A 26,035-nucleotide genomic window follows, 5' to 3' on the forward strand; every position below is an offset into this window, starting at 1 on the left:
GATAAAAACATTGATCGGGGGGGATGTCTGGCACCGCAAACCGGGACAGAGGTTGCAACAGCTTCGTTCAGCCAGCGTGGTTAACGGGGCGTCACCAGATCAAGATCAAAAGCCAAAGCGAGGCGGCCTGATAGCCGACCTGGCTCTCCCGGTCGTACATCCATCAGATCTGTGGGAGCAAAGCTTGCTCGCGATAGCGGTGGTTCAGTCAATGTTGGTGTCGGATGTGCCGGCCTCTTCGCGAGCAGGCTCGCTCCCACAGGTGATCTTGGGGGTTCATGGGTCTTGTGTTCACCGCAGACCCATTGTGGGAGCGAGCCTGCTCGCGAAAGCGGCGGGTCAGTTTGCAGTGATGCTGGATGGGCCGACCTCATCGCGAGCAGGCTCGCTCCCACAGGAGATCTTGGGGGTTCATGGGTCTTGTGTTCACCGCAGATCCATTGTGGGAGCGGGCTTGCTCGCGAAGGCGGTGGGTCAGTTTGCAGTGATGTTGGATGGGCCGGCCTCTTCGCGAGCAAGCCCGCTCCCACAGGTGATCTTGGGGGTTCATGGGTCTTGTGTTCACCGCAGACCCATTGTGGGAGCGAGCCTGCTCGCGAAAGCGGCGGGCCAGTTTGCAGTGATGCTGGATGGGCCGGCCTCTTCGCGAGCAGGCTCGCTCCCACAGGTGACCTTGGGTGCTCATGAGTCTTGTGTTCACCGCAGACCCATTGTGGGAGCGAGCCTGCTCGCGATAGCGGTAGCACAGCTACTTGGATGCTGAGTGCATATCCTGCTGTTGCTCTGCCTTTGACTTTGATCTGTGGCGCCCCGTACCCACCACCGGCCATTGCACCGACACACGTCGACCCAAACCAGCCTCGCTTGTCCCCATTTCCCGCGACAGACGCCGACACAAAGTCGGTGCTGAAATGCGCGGGCTGCGAAATGCACAGGTACCGCAAACGATGCCGTGGGTCGCAGTGACGTCTCGAGCACCTCGGTTTGCGCAACACGCAAACACGTTGTGCCTGGCATTTAACAGGAGCGTTAGTCATGCCGATTAAGAACACTGGCGGATCGGTCAACCCCGCGCCAGCCCCCCTCACGCACGGTGCATTCCTGCATGAAACATTCGTCGCCCGGGCCCGTGAATTCCCTGAGCGAACCGCGGTGTCCGACGCCTCTCGCTCATTGAGCTACGCGCAACTCGACACTGTCTCGTCGCAACTGGCGGCCCGGCTTCGCCAGGAAGGCGTCCGGGACGGCATGCTGGTGGGGATGTGCCTGCCACGTGGCGTCGACCTGGTCATCAGCCTGCTGGGCATTCTCAAGGCCGGCGGCGCCTACGTCCCGGTCGACCCGCAATACCCGGGCAAGCGGGTCGAACACATCGTGCGCGACAGCGGCCTGGGCCTGATGATCGGGGAACTCGCCGACCTGCCGCAAAGCGCGTCCGTGCGCGTCCTGTCCCTGGCCGAGCTGCTGGCCGGCCCGGCCCTGCAACCGCTGCCCGCCGACGACCAGCGCAACCCCGACGAGGCCGCGGCCTACGTCATCTACACCTCCGGCTCCACCGGTGAGCCCAAGGGCGTATTGGTGGCGCACGGTAACGTCAGTCGCCTGCTGGAAAGCACCCAACGCTCGTTCGCCTTCACCGAAAACGACGTCTGGTCAATGTTCCACTCCATCGGTTTCGACTTTTCGGTATGGGAAATCTGGGGCGCCCTCGCCCACGGTGGCCACGTTGCCGTGGTGCCCTACGATGTGTCGCGCTCGCCAAGTGGCACGCGTCAATGGCTGGCCGACCAGGGCGTCACCGTGCTGAGCCAGACGCCATCGGCGTTCCGTGGCCTGGATGAAGCGGACCGTTCTGCCAGTGCGCCATTGGCCCTGCGTTATGTGGTGTTCGGCGGCGAGGCGCTGCCCGCCACGGTGCTGCGACCGTGGGTCGAACGCCATGGCGACCAGACGCCAGCCTTGATCAACATGTACGGCATCACCGAAGCCACCGTCCACACCACCTTCAAACGGGTGCTCGGCCAGGACCTGGAAAGCGCCGCGATGGTGTCCATCGGTGCACCGTTGGATGGCTGGCGCCTGCACCTGCTCGACGCCGATCAACAACCGGTGCCTCACGGCAATGCCGGTGAGCTGTACATTGAAGGTGCCGGTGTAGCGCTGGGCTACCTGAATCGTCCCGCCCTGAATGCAGCGCGCTTCGTCCGGTTGCCGGGTACCTCAAGCCCTGCCTATCGCACGGGCGACCTGCTGGTGCTGGGCGACGATGGCGAATACCGCTACGCCGGTCGTTGCGACGAACAACTTAAAATCCGCGGATTCCGCATCGAGCCGGGCGAAGTCGAAGCGTGCCTGCAAGCCAGCGCCGCCGTAGCCGCTGCCCATGTGGCCGGTCACGATTACGGCGATGGCGACTGGCGCCTGGTGACCTATGTGGTACCGACCCATGGCGTGACGGCCTGGACCGAACAGGTCCGCAGCGAAGTGGCCGCACAGGTGGCCGCGAGCCTGCCGGACTACATGCGCCCTTCGGCCTACATCCCACTGGCGGCATTGCCGGTCACCGACCACGGCAAGATCGACAAGAGCCGCCTGCCCTCGCCCGACTCGATCCCATCGACCGAGCTCCACGCCAGCGAGCCGAACCTCACTGAACAAGAGCAGTTCGTGCTCAAGGTCTGGTCGGACGACATCGGCCTGAAGAACATCGGCCTGAACGATGACTTCTTCGATTTCGGCGGCACCTCCCTGGCCCTGATCCGCTCGTTGAGCACGCTCAAGGCCCATTACCGGGTCAACCTCGACCCAGGTGTGCTGGCCGATGGCGCCACCGCCAAAGTGTTGGCCGGCTGTATCCAGCGTTCCCTTGTTCAAGCCCATTGATCGAAAAGGAAAAGCCCATGAGCAAAAAATTCGCCTTGACCCCGGAAGAACGAGCGGCGTTTGAAAAGAACGGTTTCATCGGACCATTCGACGCCTATTCGCCAGAAGAAATGAAAGAGACCTGGAAGCGCACCCGCCTGCGTTTGCTCGACCGCAGTGCCGCGGCCTACCAGGATCTGGATGCGATCTCCGGCGGCACCAATATTGCCAATTACGATCGCCACCTGGACGACGAATTCCTCGCCAGCCACATCTGCCGTCCGCAAATCTGCGACCGCGTCGAGAGCATCCTCGGCCCGGACGTACTGTGCTGGCGCACCGAGTTTTTCCCGAAATACCCTGGCGACGAAGGCACCGACTGGCACCAGGCCGACACTTTCGCCAACGCCTCGGGCAAGCCGCAAATCCTTTGGCCGGAAAACGAAGACTTCGGCGGCACCATCACCGTCTGGACCGCCTTCACCGACGCCAACATCGCCAATGGTTGCCTGCAATTCATCCCCGGCACCCAGAACAGCATGAACTACGACGAAACCAAGCGCATGGCCTACGACCCCGATGCCAACAACAGCTCGGTGGTCAAGGACGGCGTGCGGCGCGGTTTCTTCGGCTATGACTATCGCCAGCTGCAGATCGACGAGAACTGGAAGCCCGACGAAGCCTCCGCCGTGCCCATGCAGATGAAGGCCGGCCAATTCATCATTTTCTGGTCGACGCTGATGCACGCCTCCTACCCCCACAGCGGTGAATCCCAGGACATGCGCATGGGCTTCGCCTCGCGTTATGTGCCGTCGTTCGTGAAGATCTACCCCGACTCCGACCACATCGAGGAATACGGTGGACGGATCAGCCTTGAAAAATACGGCGCGGTGCAAGTCATCGGCGACACGACACCTGAATACAATCGCCTTGTCACCCACACTACCCGAGGCAAGAAATTCGAAGCCGTCTGACCTTTTCACTGCCACATGACAGTTGGCATGCGCAACGTGCCTGACAGGAGTCCCCAATCCATGACTATTTCCACCGACGCAGCGACGCGCCTGTGTGAGACCGTGAGGATGCTTAGGCACCTTGCCATCCATTTGCCCGATCCGATCTGCCTGAGCTTTCTGGCCCAGGGCAGTGACGTGGCGCCCGACCAGGCTTGCTCCAGCGTGAGAGCCACGGAACGGGCGGTTAGCACCGCGTTCGCCAGGATCGGCGTCAAAGCCGTGCAGTACGTGCATGACGGCGAGGCGCAACTGTCGTCTTTCGAGATGTTCATCAGCAAGAAAATCTGCCAGGCCCTCGAGTTTGCCTATGATCACTTCGACGACGTCGACAGTGCCAAGGACTTCGGGCGCCTGGTCAGACACTTCGATTTCAGCGGTGCCGTGCCCGAGGTCGAGACACTGCACCTGATTACTCGCGACAACGTGGCGCTGTCGGTGCATGCCAGCACCGAGCGAGACCGCCCGGCCATCGTCCTGGCCCTGCCCTGCGGCATGCCATTCGATCTGTGCCGCGACTGGTTCAATGCACTGAGCGAAAGATTTTTCGTGGTCACCTGGGAAACCCGCGGGCTGTTCGGTTCATGCACTTCGTTCGACCAGTTGTCCGTGGACACTGACGCCCAGGTGGGCGATCTGATCAATGTGATGAACCACTATGGCCTGGACAGCGCGCACCTGATGGGCGTTTGCGGTGGCGCGGTGATCGCCCTCAGCGCGGCGGCCACCCACACCGATCGGGTCAATTCCCTGAGCCTGTGGCACGGCGATTACAACCTGGGGGACGACAGCCTGCGCACCGCCCACCAGCAGAACTTCGAATGGCTGATGGAATCGGCCGCCGTGGACCGCAACGAAGCCAGTGACTTGCAGGCGTTATTCCTGGACCAGGCCACCCTGGCGACCATTCCGGACTCCATTGCCCACGCGGCGCTTTATCCCTACGTGAACGAAGAGCTGTTCTACCGCTATGCGCGACTCAACGATGCGTTGAACAAGACTGAGTTGAAGTCGCGACTGGAACAGATCACGGTGCCTACCCTGGTCGTCGCTGGCGACTGCGATGAAACCACTCACCTGGGTGGCTCCAAGCACATTGCCGAGTCCATCAGCGACGCCTTGCTGCATGTGGAGCGCAATGGCAGTCATCTGGCGTTCTTCGAGTCGACCCAGGTTTCGAAGCAGACGGCTTTTCGTTTTCTGGAGTCGACGGTGGGCTCGGCTCATCTGGCGTGAGGCGAGTCCTGTGGGATTGGTGGCTTCTCGCATTTCGGTCTGTGTGTAATCCATTGCTGCGGTATTGGTAGGCCTGTGGGAGTGAGCTTGCTCGCGATGGCGGAATGTCAGTCAATGAAGAGGTTGGATGTGCCGGCCCCTTCGCGAGCAAGCCCGCTCCCACAGGGGGACTGGGTGCGCATGAGTTATGTGGCTGCTGCTGAAGATCCAGTGTGGGAGCGGGCTTGCTCGCGAAGGCGGAATGTCAGTCAATGAAGAGGTTGGATATGCCGGCCCCTTCGCGAGCAAGCCCGCTCCCACAGGGGGCTGGATGCGCATGAGTTATGTGGCTGCTGCTGAAGATCCAGTGTGGGAGCGGGCTTGCTCGCGAAGGCGGAATGTCAGTCAATGAAGAGGTTGGATATGCCGGCCCCTTCGCGAGCAAGCCCGCTCCCACAGGGGGGCTGGATGCGCATGAGTTATGTGGCTGCTGCTGAAGATCCAGTGTGGGAGCGGGCTTGCTCGCGAAGGCGGAATGTCAGTCAATGAAGAGGTTGGATGTGCAGGCCCCTTCGCGAGCAGGCTCGCTCCCACAGGGGGCTGGATGCGCATGAGTTATGTGGCTGCTGCTGAAGATCCAGTGTGGGAGCGGGCTTGCTCGCGAAGGCGAATGTCAGTCAATGAAGGGGTTGGATATGCCGGCCCCTTCGCGAGCAAGCCCGCTCCCACAGGGGGCTGGATGCGCATGAGTTATGTGGCTGCTGCTGAAGATCCAGTGTGGGAGCGGGCTTGCTCGCGAAGGCGGAATGTCAGTCAATGAAGAGGTTGGATATGCCGGCCCCTTCGCGAGCAAGCCCGCTCCCACAGGGGGGCTGGATGCGCATGAGTTATGTGGCTGCTGCTGAAGATCCAGTGTGGGAGCGGGCTTGCTCGCGAAGGCGGAATGTCAGTCAATGAAGAGGTTGGATATGCCGGCCCCTTCGCGAGCAAGCCCGCTCCCACAGGGGACTGGATGCGCATGAGTTATGTGGCTGCTGCTGAAGATCCAGTGTGGGAGCGGGCTTGCTCGCGAAGGCGGAGTGTCAGTCAATGAAGAGGTTGGATGTGCCGGCCCCTTCGCGAGCAAGCCCGCTCCCACAGGGGACTGGGTGTACATGAATTTTTGTGCCTACCGAAAATCCAGCGTGGGAGCAAAGCTTGCTCGCGATAGCCGTGGCTCGGTCAATGAAGATGTTGGATATGCCGGCCTCTTCGCGAGCAGGCTCGCTCCCACAGGCCTATGGATAACCATCAATCCCGTGGGCACCGCAAGCGAGCTCGGTCCGTATCAAGCCACCATATGTTTCTCACGATGAAACTCAAGATACAACACCGTCCGGTGAGCCCTGGACGCATTCACCGCAAAGTGGTCCAGCGACCCATCAAAGATCACCAGGTTGCCATTGGTGCTTTGGTTAAAGCTCCCGTTGACGTTGAGGTAGGCATAGTTCTGCGTAGTAGGCGCATCGATGGTCAATTGCATATGCAGCAGCCCCTCCTCCCAAGTGCCGGTATGAGAGTGAGTACCGAGGAACACGTTGGGCTCCATGCGCAACAAGGCGCAGAGCTTGATGCCAGGAATCTTGCTCAGCAGCTCGATAGTCCCGGGCATGGCGTCGCGGGCGTAGGGGATCGGGGTGTCGTAGGCCACCAGGCCGTACTGGGTCCACTCCGGCATGATATCCATGTCGTCACCCCACCCCCAGAGCCAGCCGTACTCTCCTCCCGCCGCCATGTGTGCATCGATCTCCTCGACGATTTCGGCGATCTGCTTGCCCACGCGGTTGATCGTCAGGGTCGGCGCATTGAGGGCCAGAAATTCCTCGCGGATCACTTCCCAGTTGTCGGCCAGGTTCTTCAGTTGCGGAAAACGGCTGGGATCATAAAACGACGGGCGCATAGGTACTCCTTTTATTGAGGTTGTCGATTCCGCTGGCAATGCCAGATTGTCCTGTCCGCCGGATGCCTTGGGGCGTAGCAGGAGAGCCTGCCAAGGGTGACCCACCGGGCGCGGCCTGTCTGTCACGGGAATCAGGTACACCGGGGCCGACTGGCATTACAGGGGCTCGGCCTGGGGGTTCTCGATCATTCGCGCGACAGTCGTCGGCACTGGCGGTTCGTCCAGTCGACGCATCGGTCCGTAGAGCAAGACGCTCAACGGCAGCAGCGCGAACAACACGCCGGCCACCACGAACAGCAGCCCCACGCCCCGCCCCGGGCCCACGCCCAGCCAGCGTCCGATCGAGTCGGCGTAAAGACCACCGGGTACCAACGCCGGCTGAAACCAGTGGTCCACCAGGAAACCGCCGACGATCACCGCCAGGCTGGTGGTGGCGATGGTCAACATGCTGATCAAGGCAAACACACTGGCACGGCTGTCGGCGGGAATCCTGCGCATCCACAGCGAGTTCACGCTGGCGTCGGCGATGCTCGCCATGGTGATCGCGACAAAGGCCAGCGCGCAGTAGGCGAAAACCTGCGAGACCAGCCCCAAGGCGACGACACAGGCCGCCAGCAACAGATCGGCCACCGCCACCAACGCCATCAACCGGCGTGGGTTGCCCATGGAGATCAGCAGCCCCGCGCCAGCCAGTCCACCCAGGGCCGCCCAGGTGTAGGCCATCCCCAAGGCCTGGCTGCCCAGGGTCGACAGCAGCAACGGCGTCATCATCAGCGTGGCCAGTGACAACAGCGCCGTGCGCATCATGGTGTAGACCAGCAACCCGGCCATCAGCCGCTCGGCGACAAAGAACTTCAGCGCGGCGGCGACATTCCCCAGCGCCCCGCCGAACACCGTGCCTTTGGGCGCGCTGTCCTGGCGCCCCGGCGCGCCTCGCACATGGGAGAACGCCTTGATCACCAGCAAGGTGCCGGAGCAGAAGGTCATCAGGTCCACCGCCAGGATCGTCACCAGCCCGGCACTGGCCATGATCGCCCCCGCCAGCAGCGGTGCCACCAGGGCCGAAGCGTTCTTGCTGATGCTGATCAACCCCGAGGCCCGGGTGAACTTGTCAGGGGCGACAATCGTACTGACAGCCGCTTGATAGGCGGGCTTGCGAAAGGCGCCAACAATCGACGCCAGGCAATTGAAAACGTACAAGTGCAGCGGCTCCAGCCGTTCGAACCAGAGCAGCGCCATGACCCCCAGGAGCAGCACCGCCAGGGTCACGTCGCAACAGACAATGATCACCCGATGGCTGATCCGGTCGGCCAGCCCACCTGCCAAGGGCAAGAACAACACGGCCGGCAGTGTTGCCGCCAGTACCACGTTGGCGAACGCCACCGCCGAGCCGGTATGGTTGTACACCCAGACGCCCAGGGCGAATTCCATCAGCGCCGTGCCCACCACCGCCAGCGACTCGCCGCACCAGAGGAAATAGAAACCGCGCCCCAAATCGAAACCCCGGCGGCCGCTCCCTACGCTCATGGGCGCACATCGCGAGGCGTGACGGCACCGATGAATTTGTCCAACAGCCGATAGGCCAGGGAATAGAGCACCGCGCCAAATACCAACGGCGCAAAACGGGAGAATAGATAAGTGCGCAACACCCGCCTGGCGATGGGCGAGCTGATGTTGCCGCTGACATGCAAAGGCGTCGGGAACGTCGCCGCGACGGTCGCGCCGAATTCATCATCCAGCGATTGCACCGCGTGCCACCAGTAGACCGGGATGTACAACGCATCCCCCGGCTCCACCACCGTGCGCAGCGCCCGCAAGGCTAGCGTCCCCGGGAAGCGCCCGGTGTCGATGTCGTACAGGTAGCCCGCTTGCTCGATCACCGGGCGCAAGGCTCGCCAACTGGCTTCGTCTGGCGGTAACAGCAACACTTCCTTGGCGCCGACGACCTGGGCCATGAAGGTTTCGTCGACGACATGGAAGTGCCAATCGGTATAGGAATTGCGGTACAGGAAGCTGCGATGGGGCGGATAGTGCCGGGACTTGCCCAACTGCGGCATGAACGGCAATCCACCAACATCTTCCTTCATCTGTTCGATGGCCGAGCCTTCGGAGAACCGGCAACTGTCGGCCACCAACGGCGAATCACCCACGCTCAGGTCGTCGAGAAACTGGTGGAACGGCACCTCCCGGTAGACCGTCTTGGCGTATTCGGTCAACTCGGCCTTGACCTGTGGATTGGACCAGCCGATGACCTCGGAAACAATCTGCGAGCGCACCACCACCGCACTGTTGCGCGAATGCGCCTTGAGGTAGTCCAGGCGCTGCCATTTATGGAAAGCCGGCCAATGCCGTACCGCATTCTTGACCAGGCAGGGACGGTTGCGATTGACGTAGCGGCGAGTGAATTCCTCTTTGGAAATCGCCAGCGCATCGATCACTTCGACGGCGCCCGCCTGCGGGTGATTGGGGAAGCGGGACAAGCTCCAGAACTTCGTCGCTGGGTGATCCGATTCGGCGGTTAATGGCATTTTCGACCCTCGCAAGCACACACTCAGGGCCGTTGGTATAACAGACTCGCACGACCACGCCCAAGCACCGCAAAGCCCCACTCCGCGCTGTTGTCCCTGCTTCCCATGACAGACATCCCAAGGCGGATGCTCTAGTTTTTTCTCACTTTGTGAAGGGATATCAGGCGCAGCCGAACGGCAGGACGGGGACTCTCGAAGGCTCGCAACGCAGCCCTCGCCACGCCGTCACCTCCAACGCTTTGCGCCGCCTGCGATGTCCTTCTCCACGGCTATTGATTCCGCCGACTGGCAGTCGTCCAGGTCTCCACCACTGCCATTCGAACGGAGAAAAACCTCAATCGATTCTGCAAGCAGGTGCTCCGAAATGGATTCGTCGACCGATATGTTGCCTACCCAAGACTCCGCGTCCCACGAGCTGGCCTCCGTCCAGCAGGGTATCTGGCTGGATCAGCTCGCACACCCGGACCTGCCCTACTACAACATCGGCATGTCCCTGGAGATCAAGGGCGAGATCGACATTGCACTGTTCGAGAAAGCCATCGAGCTGGTCGCCAACCGTCACGACACCCTGCGCCTGAGCTTCAGCCATGAAGGCGGCACCGGCCGCCAACGCGTCCTGCCCGAGGTCAAGGTGAACCTGGAGGTGGTGGAGTTCTCCGAGGCCGACGCCGACGCCGGCCTGGCCATGGACTATCTGCGCAACGCCTTTCGCCAACCCTTTGAATCGTTGACGGGCCAGCTCTGGGACGCGCGTATGGTCCGTTGCGGTCCGAACCGCCATTACTGGCTCGCCCGCTATCATCACCTGGTCACTGACGGCATTGGCGTGGCCCTGATCGGCCATGCCGTGGGTTCAGCCTACAACGCGCTGCTGGCCGGCAACGATGAAGTCGCCCAAGGACATTCCTACCTGTCGTTCCTGGAAGACGACCGGGCTTACCTCGCCTCGTCCCGCTATGAGCGCGACCGCCAGTTCTGGCAGGACACCTACGCCCAGATGCCGCCATCGCTGCTGCAGCGCCGGGCCGATTTCAAGACAGGCCAGGCCAATGAATTGGCGCCCAGCGCCCAGGTCCAGGCGATGTTGCCGCGGGCGCTGTACAACGCCTTGACCCAATTTGCCAGCGAACGCAGCCTCTCGGTCGCTCATGTGCTGATCAGCGTGGTCGCCACTTATTTCTGCCGCACGGTCGGCGTCGATGAAATCGTCATCGGCATGCCCGTGCATAACCGGACCACGGCCCGGGCGAAAGAAACCGCAGGCATGTTTTCCTCGGTCAGCCCCATCCGCCTGCCCGTCGACTTCGACGCCTCGCTGCTGGACCTGATGCACGCCGCTGGCGGGCAATTGCGCCGCTGCTACCGTCACCAGCGTTTCCCCATCGCCGAACTCAATCGCACCTTGCGCCTGGCCCAGACCGGGCGTCGACAACTGTTCGACGTGTCACTGTCGTTCGAAAGCCTGGACGGCGACGATCAGTTCGGCGGCACCTCGTCCACGGTCATCACCATGGACAACGGCTACGAACAGACGCCCATGGCGATCTTCGTGCGCGACTACCATCCGTTCGAAGACGTCCATCTGGATTTCAACTTCAACACCGCCTACTTCAACCTGGAAGAGGCCCGGTACCTGCAACAACGCATCGTCTCGATGCTCGAGGCGGTGCTGGAGCAACATGACACCCCCGTGGGGCATTACCCGCTCATGAGCGAGGCTGAGCGGCAACGCCTACAGGTCGAATTCAACGCCACGGCCCGGGAATATCCACGGGACGTGTTGATCCACCAGTTGTTCGAACAGCAAGCCCAGCAGCGTCCCCACGCCTGCGCCGTACGCGGCGATGCCGGGCCGTTGCTCAGCTATGAACAACTCAACCGCCAGGCCAATCGGCTGGCCCATCGCCTGATCGCCCTGGGCGTGAAACCGGACGACCGAGTCGCCGTGAGCCTGCGGCGTGGACCGGAAATGGTCATTGCCCTGCTGGGGACGCTCAAGGCCGGGGCCGCCTACGTGCCCATCGATCCGGACCTTCCGCGCGCCCGTCAGGCGTTCATGCTCGACGACAGCAGCCCCCGGGCCGTGCTGACCAGCCAGGCGCTGCAAGACCAGTTGCCAGCGTTGGATGCGCCGCTGCTGGTCCTCGATAACCCCGCACAATTGGCCGCTCAACCCGAACACAACCCGGACCCGCAGGCCCTCGGCCTGGCCCCCACTCACCTGGCCTACGTGCTCTACACCTCCGGCTCCACCGGTACCCCCAAAGGGGTGATGAATGAACACCTCGGCGTGGTCAACCGCCTGTTATGGGCTCGGGACGAATACCGTGTCGATGCCAACGACCGGGTGCTGCAAAAGACCCCGTTCGGTTTCGACGTGTCGGTCTGGGAGTTTTTCCTGCCGCTGCTGGCCGGCGCCGAGCTGGTCATGGCGCGCCCAGGCGGCCATCAGGAGCCGGACTACCTGGCCCGGCTGATGCGCCAGGCCGGCATCACGCTGCTGCACTTTGTGCCGTCGATGCTCGACCTGTTCCTTGAACACCACGACGGACAGGCCTTCCCTGAACTGCGGCGCGTGCTGTGCAGCGGCGAAGCCCTGCCCCGCAGCCTGCAACGGCGTTTCGAACAGCAGTTACAAGCGGTCGAACTGCATAACCTCTACGGCCCGACCGAGGCGGCCATCGACGTGACGGCCTGGCAGTGCCGCGCCAGTGACCCCGGCGAAAGCGTGCCCATCGGCCGGCCGATCGCCAACATTCAAATGCACGTGCTCGATGGCCGTGGCGCACCACAACCCTTGGGTGTCTCGGGAGAAATCCACATCGGTGGCATCGGCGTGGCCAGGGGTTACCTGAACCAACCGCAATTGAGCGCCGAACGCTTTATCGCCGACCCGTTCAGCACTGAGCCGAACGCACGCCTGTACAAGACCGGCGACCTTGGCCGCTGGCTCGCCAACGGTGCCCTGGAGTATCTGGGCCGCAATGACTTCCAGGTGAAGATCCGTGGCTTGCGCATCGAGATCGGCGAAGTCGAAGCGGCCCTGGCGTTGTGCCCGGGTGTTCGCGAGGTGGTGGTCATTGCCCGGGAAGACTTTCCAGGGCAACCGGACAGCAAGCGTCTGGTCGCCTATGTCTGCGGCGAACCGATCCCGGCCGAACAACTGCGTAGCACCCTGCTCAAGCACCTGCCCGAATACATGGTGCCCAACGCCTTCGTCCACCTTGATGCCCTGCCCCTGACCGCCAATGGCAAACTGGACCGCCGCGCCCTGCCGGCCCCCGGCCTGGAGTCCCTGGCCAGCAAAACCTACGAAACGCCCCTGGGCGACACCGAAATCGCCCTCGCCGAGATCTGGAAAGACCTGCTGCAATTGGATCAGGTCGGTCGTCATGACGGCTTCCTCGAACTCGGCGGCCACTCTCTGCTGACCGTGCAGTTGCAGGCCCGTCTGCATCAGGACCTCGGTGTCGAGATCGACCTGCGTACCCTCTTCGCCCAGGCCTCGTTGAGCGAACTGGCCCAGCGCGTCGATCAGGCCGGCCAGTCCCAGGTCCAGCCCATCGAAGTTGTGTCCCGCGACCAGGCGTTGCCGCTGTCCCTGGCCCAGCAACGCCTGTGGTTTCTCGATCAACTGGACCACGCCGCCAGCGTCGCCTATCACATGCCCGCCGCGCTGCACCTGCGCGGCAACCTGGATCGCAAGGCCCTGCAACGGGCCCTGGATCGCATCGTCGCCCGTCACGAAAGCCTGCGCACCACCTTCGAACGCCGTGACGGCGAAGTCCGCCAGCGCTTCGCCGCCGCCGACATCGGCTTTGCCTTGCAGGAGCACAACCTGCAAACCCTGGACGCCGATGCCCGCCAAGCGGCCGTGACGCAACTGACCCAGGCCGAAGCCCGGGACGCCTTCGACCTCAGCCAAGGCCCGCTGATTCGCGGCCGCCTGCTGTGCCTGGCCGAAGACGAACACATCCTGCTGGTGACCCAGCACCACATCGTCTCCGACGGTTGGTCGGTGGCGGTATTGATCGGTGAGTTCAACGCCCTCTACGCCGCGTTCAGCCAGCAGCTCGACGACCCGCTGCCACCCCTGGCCTTGCAATACGCCGACTACGCCAACTGGCAACAGCAGCACTTGCAAGGTGAACGCTTGCACGCCCAGGTCGATTTCTGGAAAGCACACCTGGACGGCGCCCCGGCGCTGCTGGAACTGCCCAGCGACCACCCACGGCCGCAAGTGCAAAGCTACCAAGGCGCCGCGTTGGCCCTGCAACTGCCCGCGCCGCTCAGCGCCCGCTTGCGCCGCTTCAGCCAGCAACAAGGCCTGACCCCGTTCATGACCTTGCTCGGTGCCTGGTCGATCCTGCTCTCACGCCTGAGCAACCAGCCGCAGGTGGTGGTCGGCACGCCGGTGGCCAACCGTCCACGGCGGGAAACCGAGGCCTTGATCGGCTTCTTCGTCAACACCCTGGCCCTGCGCATCGACGTCCAGGCCCACAGCCGCGTCGAGCAGTTGCTGGCGCACATCAAGGCCTCCACCCTCGACGCCTACAGCCATCAGGACCTGCCGTTCGAGCAAGTGGTCGAAGCCCTGCAACCGGAACGCAGCCTCGGCCACAGCCCGTTGTTCCAAGCCATGCTGGTGCTGGGTAACACGCCACGGGACCAGGCCCTGGAACTGCCGGGCCTGAGTTTGACACCGCTGCCCCAGCCCACCGGCACCACCCAGTTTGACGTGAGCCTGTCCCTCAACGACGACGGCGAGCACATCAGCGGCCAGTTCGAATACGCCACCGACTTGTTCGATGAAAGCACCATCGCCCGTTGGGGCCAGCATTTGCTGCACCTGCTCGATGCCATGCTCGACGATGCCACGCAGCCGCTGGCGACCTTGCCGTTGCTGGACAACCTGCAACGTCGCCAATTGCTCGGCGTTTTCAACCAGACCCACGCCCCCTTCCCCGAAGGCCGGCTGGTGCATGAATGGTTCGAGGAGCATGCACAAGCCCAGCCTCAGGCCCTCGCGGTCCAGGCGCAGGGCTCCTCGCTCAGCTATGCCGAACTCAATGCCCGGGCCAACCGCATCGCTCACCGCTTGATCGCCGCCGGCCTGCGCCCGGATGAACGCGTGGCGCTGCTGGTGGAACGCAGCCCCGAGATGATCATCGGCATCCTGGCCATCCTCAAGGCCGGTGGTGCCTACGTGCCGCTGGACCCGAACTATCCGCAGGATCGCTTGCAGCACATGCTCAGTGACAGCTCGCCTCGGGTACTGCTCAGCCAAGGCCGGCTGGCGGAACAATTGCCACCGCTGGGAATCGCGCAACTGTCGCTGGACGACTCGGCCGAAGGCGACGACCACAACCCAAGGGTCGAAGGCTTGACCTCCCGGCACCTGGCCTACGTCATGTACACCTCCGGCTCCACGGGCAAACCGAAAGGGGTGATGCTCGAGCACCGTTCGGTGTGCAACCAGATCGGTGCCCTGCAAGAACGCTATGGCCTCAACCCTCGCGATCGCGTCCTGCAATTCGCCACCATGACGTTCGACATGTCGGTGGAAGAAATTTTTGGTGCACTGCTGTCCGGCGCTACCCTGGTGCTGCGCAGCGATGCCTGGATCGCCGGCACCGCAGCCTTCGCCACATTGTGCGAACAGCATGGGATCACCGTCGCGAACCTGCCGACAGTGTTCTGGCAACAGCTCAGCCGTGATCGACATGTGCCGCTGCCGACCTCGTTGCGCCAGTTCATGATCGGTGGCGAAGCGGTGGGCAAGCAGGCCGTGAGCCAATGGTTCGCCCGTGCCGGCCATCGCCCGGCGCTGTTCAATGCCTACGGCCCGACCGAGGCCACCGTGAACGCCTCGATCCGCCTGATGGAAAGCGACCACGACGATTTCCGCTCCATCGGCAAACCAGTGCGCAACACCCAGTTGCATGTGCTCGATGCCAGCGGCAACCTCGTCCCGCTCGGCGTTGCTGGCGAGATTCACATAGGTGGCGTCGGTGTCGCTCGCGGTTACCTCAATCGCCAGGCATTGACGGCCGAGCGTTTCATCGCCGACCCGTTCAGCACCGACCCGGACGCCCGCCTGTACAAGACCGGCGACCTCGGCCGCTGGCTACCTGACGGTACCCTGCAGTACCTGGGCCGCAATGACGACCAGGTGAAGATCCGCGGTTTCCGCGTGGAACTGGGTGAGATCGAAGCGCTCCTCGCCGGCTGCGCCGGTGTGCGTGAAGCGGTGGTGGTGGCCCAGGAGAGCCAACCGGGTCAATCGGACAGCAAGCGCTTGATCGCGTACCTGTGCGGTGAACCGGTGCCGGTGGAGCAGTTGCGCAGCGCATTGCTGGCGGCCCTGCCCGACTACATGGTGCCCAGCGCCTTCGTCCAACTCGAAGCCCTGCCGTTGACGCCCAACGGCAAGCTCGACCGCCGCGCCCTGCCCGCACCGGGCCAGGAAGCGTTCGCCAGCCGAGCCTACGAGGCCCCACGGGGCGAGGTCGAACAAATCGTCGCGACAGTCTGGCAAGACCTGCTGGGCATCGAGAAAGTCGGTCGGCATGACCGTTTCTTCGAACTCGGCGGACATTCGCTGCTGGCCGTGAGCTTGATCGATCGCTTGCGCCAACAGGGCCTGAGCGCCACGGTGCGCACCGTGTTCACCGCCCCCAGCCTGCGGGAGATGGCCCAGGCCTTGAATCGCAGCGATGAGCCCTTGTTCCTGGCCCCGGCCAACCGCATCCCGGCCGATTGCACGGCGCTGACACCGGACATGCTGCCCCTGGTGGAACTGACCCCGGCGCAACTGGAACGGATCGTCAGCGCCGTACCTGGCGGCGCCGCCAACGTACAGGACATCTACCCCCTGGCCCCGTTGCAACAGGGCATCCTGTTCCATCATTTGCTCGGGCACGAAGGCGACGCCTACCTGGTGCGCTCGATGATCGAGTTCGACAACCGCCAGCGCCTCGATGCCTTCACCGCAGCCTTGCAACAGGTGATCGACCGCCACGACATCCTGCGCAGTGCCGTCCATTGGGTCGGCCAGCCACAAGCGGTCCAGGTGGTGCAGCGCCAGGCCGCGCTGCCGATCCAACCCCTCACCCTGGCGGCCGATGAGGACCCGCGCGCGCAACTGGAGCGCTTGAGCGATCCACGCCACCTGCGCCTGGATCTGCAACAGGCCCCGTTGATGCGCGCCTGCATCGCCCAGGATCCGCATTCCGAACGCTGGTGGCTGGCCCTGCTGGACCACCACATGATCAGCGACCACGTGTCCCTGGGCATCGTCCTCGAAGAAATCCAGCAACTGATGCAGGGCCAGGGCGCCCAGCTGCCGGCGCCGATGCCTTATCGGGAGTTTGTCGCCCAGGTGCTCGCCACGCCGCCCCAGGCCCATGAGGCCTATTTCACCCGGCGCCTGGCCAGTGTCGAGGAACCCACCGCACCGTTCGGTGTGCTGGACGTCCAGGGCGATGGCGCCCAGGTGGTCGAAACCAGCGTGCGTCTGGACCGCGACTTGAACCTGCGGATCCGCGCTCAAGCGCGCCTGGCCGGCGTGACACCGGCGGTGCTGTTTCATATCGCCTGGGCCCAGGTGCTCGGGCGCTGCACCGGCCGCGACGACGTGGTGTTCGGCACGGTGGTCGCCGGCCGTCTGCAAGGCTCGCTGGGCGCCGACCGGGCCCTTGGTGTATTCATCAACACCTTGCCGGTGCGGGTACGACTGGCCGGGTTTGGCGTCAGTGCGCTGGTGGACGAAACCTACCGCGACCTCAGCGAACTGCTCGCCCACGAACAGGCCTCCCTGGCCCTGGCCCAACGTTGCAGCGGTGTCGGCACGGGCCTGCCGCTGTTCACCACGCTGCTCAATTATCGCCATCAGACCGACGGTGGCTCGCTGGCCAACGAAGACCAGGTCTTGGCCTGGGACGGCGTGCGCTTCCTGAGCAACGAAGCCCGCACCAACTACCCGATCGAAGTGGCCGTGGCGGATGAAGGCGACGATTTCTCCGTGACCGCCCAATCCATCACCGGCATCGACCCGCAACGTATCGCCGCGTACCTGGCACAGGCCGTCACCACATTGGTCGACGCCCTTGAAAAAACTCCGGAACGCCTCGTCAGCCAACTGGACGTGCTGCCCGCCAGCGAGCGGCAATTGCTGCTGACGGACTTCAACCGCACCGCCAGTGATTTCGGCGCCGCGCAACCGATCCATCACCTGTTCGAAACCCAGGTCCAGGCCAACCCCAACGCCGTGGCCCTGGTCTGCGAAGAACAGCAACTGACCTACCGCCAGCTCAATCGCCGCGCCAATCACCTGGCCCGGCAGTTGCTCGCCCTCGGCGTCGAGCCCGACCAGCGCGTGGCGGTCTGTGCCGAGCGCAGCCTGGACATGATCGTCGGCCTGCTCGGTGTGCTCAAGGCTGGCGCCGCCTACGTGCCTATCGATCCGGCCCATCCCGCCGAGCGCATGGCCTTCATGCTCAACGACAGCCAACCACGGGCCTTGCTGAGCCAGTCGGCCTTGTCCTTGCCGTCCGGCGATCTGCCCCTGTTGTTGCTCGATACCCGCGAATCGCTGCAAGCGGCGGATGACGCTGATTGCGATGCGAATCCGCAGGTAGCGGGCCTGACCGCCGAACACCTGGCCTATGTAATCTACACCTCCGGTTCCACCGGCCAGTCCAAGGGCGTGATGGTCGAGCACCGCTCGGTGTTCAACTTCTGGCACGTGCTCGGCCGCACCACCCACCAGCACTGCCCGTCCCCGGCCACCGTGGCGCTGAATGCCGGGTTCTTCTTCGACATGTCGATCAAGGGCATCTCGCAGCTGTTCTCCGGCCACCGGCTGGTGGTCATCCCGCAGCTGATCCGTGCCAGCGGCCATGAACTACTGGACTTCCTCGAGCAGCACCAGGTGCACGCCTTCGACTCCACGCCGTCGCAACTGGACACCCTGCTCGCCGCTGGCCTGCTGGAACGCAGCAGCTACCAACCGGTGAGCGTGCTGCTCGGCGGCGAGGCGATCAATGCCGCGACCTGGACGAAGTTGCGCGACTGCCCGAGCATCCGTTTCTACAACATGTACGGCCCGACCGAATGCACGGTGGACGCCACCATCGACCTGATCCGCGACCTCGGCGAACGCCCGAGCATTGGCCGGCCGATTGCCAACGTCCAGGTGCATGTGCTCGATGCCCTTGGTGAACCGACACCGTTGGGTGTGGCCGGTGAACTGCACATCGGCGGCGCCGGCGTGGCCCGGGGTTACCTGAACCGGCCCGAGCTGAGCGCCGAGCGTTTCGTCGCCGACCCGTTCAGCACCGCGCCGAACGCGCGGCTGTACAAGACCGGCGACCTCGGTCGCTGGTTGGCCGACGGCACGTTGGAATACCTGGGGCGCAATGATTTCCAGGTGAAAATCCGTGGCTTCCGCATCGAGTTGGGGGAGATCGAGAACGTCTTGCTCGGCTGTGCCGGTGTCACCGATGCCGTGGTGATCGCTCGCGAGGACAATCGCCTGGTGGCGTACCTGTGCGGTGAGCCGGCCAATGCCGAACAACTGCGCAGCACCCTGCTCAAGCACCTGCCCGAATACATGGTGCCCAGCGCCTTCGTCCACCTCGATGCCTTGCCCCTGACCGCCAACGGCAAGCTCGATCGCCGCGCCTTGCCGGCCCCCGGCCTGGAATCCCTGGCCAGCAAATCCTACGAAGCGCCCCTGGGCGACACCGAAATCGCCCTCGCCGGTATCTGGAAAGACCTGCTGCAACTGGATCAGGTCGGCCGCCACGACGGCTTCCTCGAACTCGGCGGCCACTCCCTGCTGACCGTGCAGTTGCAGGCCCGCTTGCACCAGGACCTCGGTGTCGAGATCGACCTGCGTACCCTCTTCGCCCAGGCCTCGTTGAGCGAACTGGCCCAACGCGTGGATCAGGCCGGCCAATCCCAGGTCCAGCCCATCGAAGTCGTGTCCCGCGACCAGGCGTTGCCGCTGTCCTTGGCCCAGCAACGCCTGTGGTTCCTCGATCAACTGGATCACGCCGCCAGCGTCGCCTACCACATGCCCGCCGCGCTGCACCTGCGCGGCAACCTGGATCGCAAGGCCCTGCAACAGGCCCTGGACCGTATCGTCGCCCGTCACGAAAGCCTGCGCACCACCTTCGAACGCCGTGACGGCGAAGTCCGCCAGCGCTTCGCCGCCGCCGACATCGGCTTTGCCTTGCAGGAACACAACCTGCAAACCCTGGACGCCGACGCCCGCCAAGCCGCCGTAGCGCAACTGGCCGAAACCGAAGCCCGGGACGCCTTCGATCTCAGCCAAGGCCCGCTGATTCGCGGCCGCCTGCTGTGCCTGGCCGAAGACGAACACATCCTGCTGGTGACCCAGCACCACATCGTCTCCGACGGTTGGTCGGTGGCGGTGTTGATCGGTGAGTTCAACGCCCTCTACGCCGCGTTCAGCCAGCAGCTCGACGACCCGCTGCCGCCCCTGGCCCTGCAATACGCCGACTACGCCAGCTGGCAACAGCAGCACCTGCAAGGCGAACGCTTGCACGCCCAGGTCGATTTCTGGAAAGCACACCTGGACGGCGCCCCGGCGTTGCTGGAACTGCCCAGCGACCACCCACGGCCGCAAGTGCAAAGCTACCAAGGCGCCGCGCTGGCCCTGCAACTGCCCGCGCCACTCAGCGCCCGCTTGCGCCGCTTCAGCCAGCAACAAGGCCTGACCCCGTTCATGACCTTGCTCGGTGCCTGGTCGATCCTGCTCTCACGCCTGAGCAACCAGCCGCAGGTGGTGGTCGGCACGCCGGTGGCCAACCGTCCACGGCGGGAAACCGAGGCCTTGATCGGCTTCTTCGTCAACACCCTGGCCCTGCGCATCGACGTCCAGGCCCACAGCCGCGTCGAGCAGTTGCTGGCGCACATCAAGGCCTCCACCCTCGACGCCTACAGCCATCAGGACCTGCCGTTCGAGCAAGTGGTCGAAGCCCTGCAACCGGAACGCAGCCTCGGCCACAGCCCGCTGTTCCAAGCCATGTTGGTGCTGGGTAACACGCCACGGGACCAAGCCCTGGAACTGCCGGGCCTGAGTTTGACACCGCTGCCCCAGCCCACCGGCACCACCCAGTTCGACGTGAGCCTGTCCCTCAACGACGACGGCGAGCACATCAGCGGCCAGTTCGAATACGCCACCGACCTGTTCGATGAAAGCACCATCGCCCGATGGGGCCAGCATTTGCTGCACCTGCTCGATGCCATGCTCGACGATGCCACGCAGCCGCTGGCGACCTTACCGTTGCTGGATAACGCGCAGCGCCGGCAACTGCTGGAAACCTTCAACCCGGCTAGTGTTGCCTTGGACGAAAGCCCGAGTCGCTTCCCTCACGCCGTGTTCGAGGCCCAGGCGAGCCTGACCCCGGATGCCGTGGCGCTGGTCTGCGCCGGCGAGTCCTTGAGCTACGCCGACCTCAACGCCCAGGCCAACCGCGTCGCCCACCGCTTGATCGCACTGGGTGTGCAGCCCGACGACACCGTCGGCCTGTGCGCGCGCCGCAGCCCGCATATGCTGATCGGCCTGTTGGGCATCCTCAAAGCCGGCGCGGCCTATGTGCCGCTCGACCCACAGTACCCAGCCCAACGCCTGGCCCACATGCTGGCCGACAGCAAGCCGCGGGCCCTGGTCCACCCATCCGGCCTGGACGAACTGCCGGTGCCCCAAGGCCTGGCGACGCTGGAACTGGGCAGCGCGGCGTTGGCCCAAGCCCCGACTCACAACCCTCAAGTGAAAGGGCTGAATTTCAGTCACCTGGCTTACGTGATCTACACCTCCGGCTCCACCGGCTTGCCCAAAGGCGTGATGGTCGAACATCGCGGCTTGCGCAACCTGCTGGACTGGTACCTCGAAGACTTGGCCTTCCATGCCGGCGACGCGGTGCTGCTGGCGTCCTCCTACAACTTCGACCTGACCCAGAAGAACATCCTCGCGCCGCTGATGGTCGGGGCCACGCTGCACCTGGCCGCCGAACCCTTCAACCCCGGCGCCATCGTCGCCCAGGTCGCCGAGGCCGGGATCAGCCACCTCAACATGTCGCCCAGCGCCTTCCACGCCTTGGTGGACGCCGATCAACAGCAAGGCCTCGCCTGCCTGAAACGGGTAGTGCTGGGGGGCGAGCCGATCCAGGTCGCCATGCTGGAAAAACTCCCCCAGCCACGGCCGACGGTGATCAACAGCTACGGACCGACCGAATGCAGTGACGTGGTCGCCTGGTACACCGCCGACAGCGACCTGGCGACCTACCGGCACCAATCGATCCCGATTGGCCGGCCGATTCGCAACCTGCAATTGCATGTGCTGGACGCCCACGGGCAATTGCTGCCAGTGGGTGTACCCGGCGAAATCCACATCGGCGGTGTCGGTGTGGCTCGGGGTTACCTCAACCTGCCGCAGCTCAGCAGTGAGCGCTTCATCGCCGACCCGTTCTATGGCAAGGCCGACGCGCGTTTGTACAAGACCGGTGACATCGGTCGCTGGTTGCCGGACGGCACGTTGCAGTACCTGGGACGCAATGATGACCAAGTGAAGATCCGTGGCCTGCGGGTCGAGTTGGGGGAAATCGAAGCTGCCCTCGCCGCATTGGCGGGTGTGCGCGAAGCCGCAGTCGTCGCCCGCGATCATCAATCTGGCCAGCGCCTGGTGGCCTACTTGTGTGGCGAACCGGCCGCCGCCGGGCAACTGCGTGACGAACTGCTCAAGCGCCTGCCCCAACACATGGTGCCCAGCGCCTTCGTCGTGCTGGACGCCTTGCCGCTCACGCCCAATGGCAAGCTCGACCGCCGTGCCCTGCCCGAACCGGACCAGGACGCCTACGCCAGCCGGGCCTATGAGGCGCCCGAGGGCCGCGTTGAATTGATCATTGCCGGGATCTGGCAAGCCCTGCTGGGCGTCGAGCGCATCGGTCGCCATGACGGCTTTTTCGAACTGGGCGGGCATTCGCTGATGGCCGTGAGCCTGATCGAACGCCTGCGCGAACAAGGCTTGAACGCGGACGTCCGCGCAATCTTCAGCACCGCGTCCCTGGCCGAGCTGGCCCAGGCCTTGACGCATGCGCCAAGCCCGGCGTTCCAGGCACCAGCCAACCGCATTCCCCCTGACTGCACAGCCCTGACCCCGGACATGCTGCCGTTGGTGGTCCTGACCCCGGATCACCTCGAACGTATCGTCGACGCCATCCCTGGCGGTGCCGCGAACATCCAGGACATCTACCCCCTGGCACCGCTGCAACAGGGCATCCTGTTCCATCATCTGCTCGGGCACGAAGGCGACGCCTACCTGGTGCGCTCGATGCTCGAGTTCGATGACCGCCAGCGCCTCGATGCCTTCACCAACGCCTTGCAACAGGTGATCGATCGCCACGACATTCTGCGCACCTGCGTGCATTGGGACGGCTTGCCTCAACCGGTGCAGGTGGTACAGCGCCAGGCACGCTTGCCGGTGCACAGCGTTTCCCTCGACAGCCACCAGGACCCGCTCAGCCAGCTCGAAGCCCTGACCGACCCACGGCAACTGCGCCTGGACTTGCGCCAGGCGCCGCTGATGCGTGCCTGCATTGCCCAGGATCCGCATTCCGAACGCTGGCTGCTGGCGCTGCTCAACCATCACATGGCCAGCGACCACGTGACCCTGGAGATTGTCCTGGAAGAAATCCACGCGATCCTCCATGACCAAGGCGAGGGCCTGGCGGCGCCACAACCCTATCGCGACTTCATTGCCCAGGCCCAGGCCATCCCGGCCGACATCCATGAAGCCTATTTCAGCCGCCGCTTGGCGGAGGTGGATGCACCCACCGCGCCCTTCGATCTGTTGGAGGTACAAGGCGACGGCCGCCACATCGAAGAAGCCAGCGTGACGTTGAGCGTCGAGCTCAACCTGCGCCTGCGGGCACAGGCCCGGGAGCGCGGCATCACCCCGGCGACGCTGTTCCATGTCGCCTGGGCGCAGGTACTGGCCCGCTGCACCGGACGCGACGACGTGGTGTTCGGGACCGTGGTCGCCGGTCGCCTGCAAGGCTCGGCCGGTGCCGAGCGGGCGTTAGGTGTATTCATCAACACCCTGCCGGTGCGCGTGCCATTGACCGTCGGCGCCCACGAACAGGTGCTGGCCACTCACCGCGACCTGGTCGAGCTGCTGGCCCACGAACAAGCCTCCCTGGCCCTGGCGCAACGTTGCAGCGGCGTGCCCAGCGCCTTGCCGCTGTTCACCACGTTGCTCAACTACAGACACCAGCGCGACGACAGCCAGTTGCAATGGCCGGGCATGCGCATCCTCGACAGTGCCGAGCGGACCAATTACCCGCTGACCTTGTCCGTCAATGACTACGGCGATGCCCTCGGCCTGACCGTGCAAAGCGTGCGGGCGGTGGACCCGCAGCGTATCTGCGCGCTGATGCAACGGGCCCTGGAGCAACTGACCCAGGCCCTAATGTACACGCCACGGATCCCGCTCGTGCAACTGGACGTGCTGCCGGCCCAGGAGCGCACCCTGCTGCTGGACACCTTTAACCAGACCGAGGTGGATTACCCGACTGGCCTGTGCATTCAGCAACTGTTCGAAGAGCAGGTCCGCCGCACGCCGGATACCTGCGCGTTGCTCGACAGCCGCCAATCCCTCAGTTATGCCGAGCTCAACGCCCAGGCCAACGGCCTGGCCCAGCAGTTGATCGCCGCTGGCGTCCTGCCGGGGGATCTGGTGGCCATCTGCGTCGAACGCGGCGTGGCGATGATCACGGGCCTGCTGGGGATTCTCAAGGCCGGTGGCGCCTACGTGCCGCTGGACCCGACCTACCCCGCCGAGCGCCTGGCCGCGATCATCGAGGACGCCAGGCCGCGCCTGTTGCTGGCCGACCCGGTCGGTCGCGCGGCCGTGGGCACCTTGCAGGAAGGCACTCGCTACCTGGCCATCGAGCGGGCACTGGCAACGTCATCGAGCAACCGTGATCCGCAACCCGACAGCGTCGGCCTGACGCCAGAGCACCTGGCCTATGTGATTTACACCTCGGGCTCCACCGGCAAGCCCAAGGGCGTGATGATCGAACACCGCAACCTGGTGAGCTCGACTCTGGCCCGAGGCACGGTGTACGGACCGGCGACCGGCAAGCGCTTCCTGCTGTTGTCGTCGATTGCCTTCGACAGCTCCGTGGCCGGGGTCTTCGGTACGCTGGTCAGTGGCGGCACCTTGTGCATCGCGGATGCCGACACTGCTCGCGATCCCGACGCCATCGCCCGTTTCATTGGCGAACAGGGCGTCACCTCGCTGCTGTGCGTACCGTCCCTGGGCCGCCTGGTGCTGGCAAGCCTTGGCAGCGGCAACGGCCATGGCAGCCTGCAAGAAATGATCGTAGCCGGCGAAGCCTGCCCCGCGCATTTGGTGCAGGCCTGTACCGCGCTGGAACCAGCGATCGCCTTGTACAACGAATACGGCCCCACCGAAGCCACCGTCTGGACCACGGTGCATCGCTGCACCGCCGAGGACCTGGGCACGGTGCCCATCGGGCGAGCGATTCCCAACAGTCGCTTGTATGTGCTCGACGAACAGCGCCAACCGGTGCCGCTCGGCGTGCCGGGCGAGCTCTACGTGGGCGGCGCCGGGGTTGCCCGTGGCTACCTGGACCGGGCGGCACTGAACGCCGAACACTTCCTCAGCGACCCGTTCGCCCCGGGCGACGAACCGCGGATGTACCGCACCGGCGACTTGGTGCGCCTGCGCGCCAACGGGGTGGTCGAGTTCCTCGGGCGTAACGACCAGCAGGTCAAGATCCGTGGTTTCCGTATCGAACCCGGTGAAATCGAGGCCCTGATGCTGACCCTGCCAGGGGTGCGCGAGGCGGCGGTCATCGCCCGCGAAGACACACCGGGGGCCACGCGCCTGGTGGCTTACCTGAGCGTCGAACCGCACCTGGCCGGCCGCAATGCCAGCAGCACGCTACGACCCTACCTGACCTCGCAATTGCCGGACTACATGGTCCCGGCGGCGTTCGTAGTCGTCGAGCATCTGCCACTGAGCCCCAACGGCAAGCTGGAACGCCGCGCCCTGCCCGCGCCCGGCAACGACGATTTCGCCCGCCGTCAGTACGAAGCGCCCAACGGCGAAACCGAGACGCTGCTGGCACAGATCTGGACCGATCTGCTGGGCCTGGAACGGATCGGCCGGCACGACGACTTCTTCGAACTCGGCGGTCACTCGCTGCTGGCGGTGCAAGTCACGCTCCGGGCGCGAGAGACCTTCGGCGTCGAAGTCCCCCTCAGGGGGCTGTTCGAACACCCGTCGCTGCTGGCCCTGGCCGACCTGATCAACACCTTGCAACTGGCGCAGTACGAGTCGGATGAATTGCTCGACCTGCAACAAGAAATGGCTTCGCTGTCAGAAAGCGAACTGCTCGCTATCGTCTCCAAGGATGCTTAAT

General features: G+C 64.2%; 7 protein-coding genes. 4 read left to right on the forward strand and 3 right to left on the reverse strand.

All coding sequences use genetic code 11. From position 1 onward, the window contains the following. Window positions 1–1,035 precede the first annotated feature (1,035 nt). The 3 genes from syrB1 to syrC are packed head-to-tail and all read left to right on the forward strand — an operon-like array spanning window position 1,036 to window position 5,111. Window positions 1,036–2,883: a syringomycin E biosynthesis L-threonine--[L-threonyl-carrier protein] ligase SyrB1 gene (syrB1, locus tag M1D99_RS17800; RefSeq protein ID WP_434570771.1), complete on the forward strand. Its 1,848-nt coding sequence runs from the start codon at window positions 1,036–1,038 to the stop codon at window positions 2,881–2,883. Window positions 2,884–2,900: 17 nt separating this feature from the next. Then, the gene (syrB2, locus tag M1D99_RS17805) at window positions 2,901–3,836 is read left to right on the forward strand and encodes a syringomycin E biosynthesis L-threonyl-[L-threonyl-carrier protein] 4-chlorinase SyrB2 (protein WP_186710746.1); all 936 of its coding nucleotides are present in this window, start codon (window positions 2,901–2,903) and stop codon (window positions 3,834–3,836) included. Between the two features lie 60 nt (window positions 3,837–3,896). Continuing rightward, window positions 3,897–5,111 carry a syringomycin E biosynthesis aminoacyltransferase SyrC gene (gene syrC, locus M1D99_RS17810; protein ID WP_434570773.1) on the forward strand — a complete coding sequence of 405 codons (1,215 nt, stop codon included), beginning with the start codon at window positions 3,897–3,899 and terminating at the stop codon, window positions 5,109–5,111. 1,306 nt (window positions 5,112–6,417) lie between these two features. On the opposite strand, the gene M1D99_RS17815 is transcribed toward syrC, so the two are convergent. The 3 genes from M1D99_RS17815 to M1D99_RS17825 all read right to left on the reverse strand — a co-directional run bounded on the left by M1D99_RS17815 (window position 6,418) and on the right by M1D99_RS17825 (window position 9,557). Further along, window positions 6,418–7,029 carry an aspartyl/asparaginyl beta-hydroxylase domain-containing protein gene (locus M1D99_RS17815; protein WP_072412270.1) on the reverse strand — a complete coding sequence of 204 codons (612 nt, stop codon included), beginning with the start codon at window positions 7,027–7,029 and terminating at the stop codon, window positions 6,418–6,420. 156 nt (window positions 7,030–7,185) lie between these two features. Next, entirely contained in the window at window positions 7,186–8,556 is a 1,371-nt protein-coding gene (locus M1D99_RS17820) for an MFS transporter (RefSeq protein WP_458130530.1), read from the reverse strand. Next, window positions 8,553–9,557, reverse strand: a complete 1,005-nt coding sequence (locus tag M1D99_RS17825; RefSeq protein WP_434570777.1) for a cupin-like domain-containing protein — start codon at window positions 9,555–9,557, stop codon at window positions 8,553–8,555. Before M1D99_RS17825 ends, M1D99_RS17820 begins: the two co-directional genes overlap by 4 nt. 364 nt (window positions 9,558–9,921) lie before the next feature. Here M1D99_RS17825 and M1D99_RS17830 point away from each other — a divergent pair, with 364 nt between their 5' ends. Further along, on the forward strand, window positions 9,922–26,034 hold the full coding sequence (locus tag M1D99_RS17830; RefSeq protein WP_458130531.1) for an amino acid adenylation domain-containing protein: 16,113 nt from the start codon (window positions 9,922–9,924) through the stop codon (window positions 26,032–26,034). Window position 26,035: the final 1 nt, after the last annotated feature.

It is taken from the genome of Pseudomonas sp. R3-41 (assembly GCF_054161485.1).

Coding starts and splice junctions, on each gene's coding strand:
- syrB2 (WP_186710746.1), top strand. CDS start 2,901: ATGAGCAAAAAATTCGCCTTGACCCCGGAAGAACGAGCGGCGTTTGAA.
- M1D99_RS17825 (WP_434570777.1), bottom strand. CDS start 9,557: ATGCCATTAACCGCCGAATCGGATCACCCAGCGACGAAGTTCTGGAGC.
- syrC (WP_434570773.1), top strand. CDS start 3,897: ATGACTATTTCCACCGACGCAGCGACGCGCCTGTGTGAGACCGTGAGG.
- M1D99_RS17820 (WP_458130530.1), bottom strand. CDS start 8,556: ATGAGCGTAGGGAGCGGCCGCCGGGGTTTCGATTTGGGGCGCGGTTTC.
- syrB1 (WP_434570771.1), top strand. CDS start 1,036: ATGCCGATTAAGAACACTGGCGGATCGGTCAACCCCGCGCCAGCCCCC.
- M1D99_RS17815 (WP_072412270.1), bottom strand. CDS start 7,029: ATGCGCCCGTCGTTTTATGATCCCAGCCGTTTTCCGCAACTGAAGAAC.
- M1D99_RS17830 (WP_458130531.1), top strand. CDS start 9,922: ATGGATTCGTCGACCGATATGTTGCCTACCCAAGACTCCGCGTCCCAC.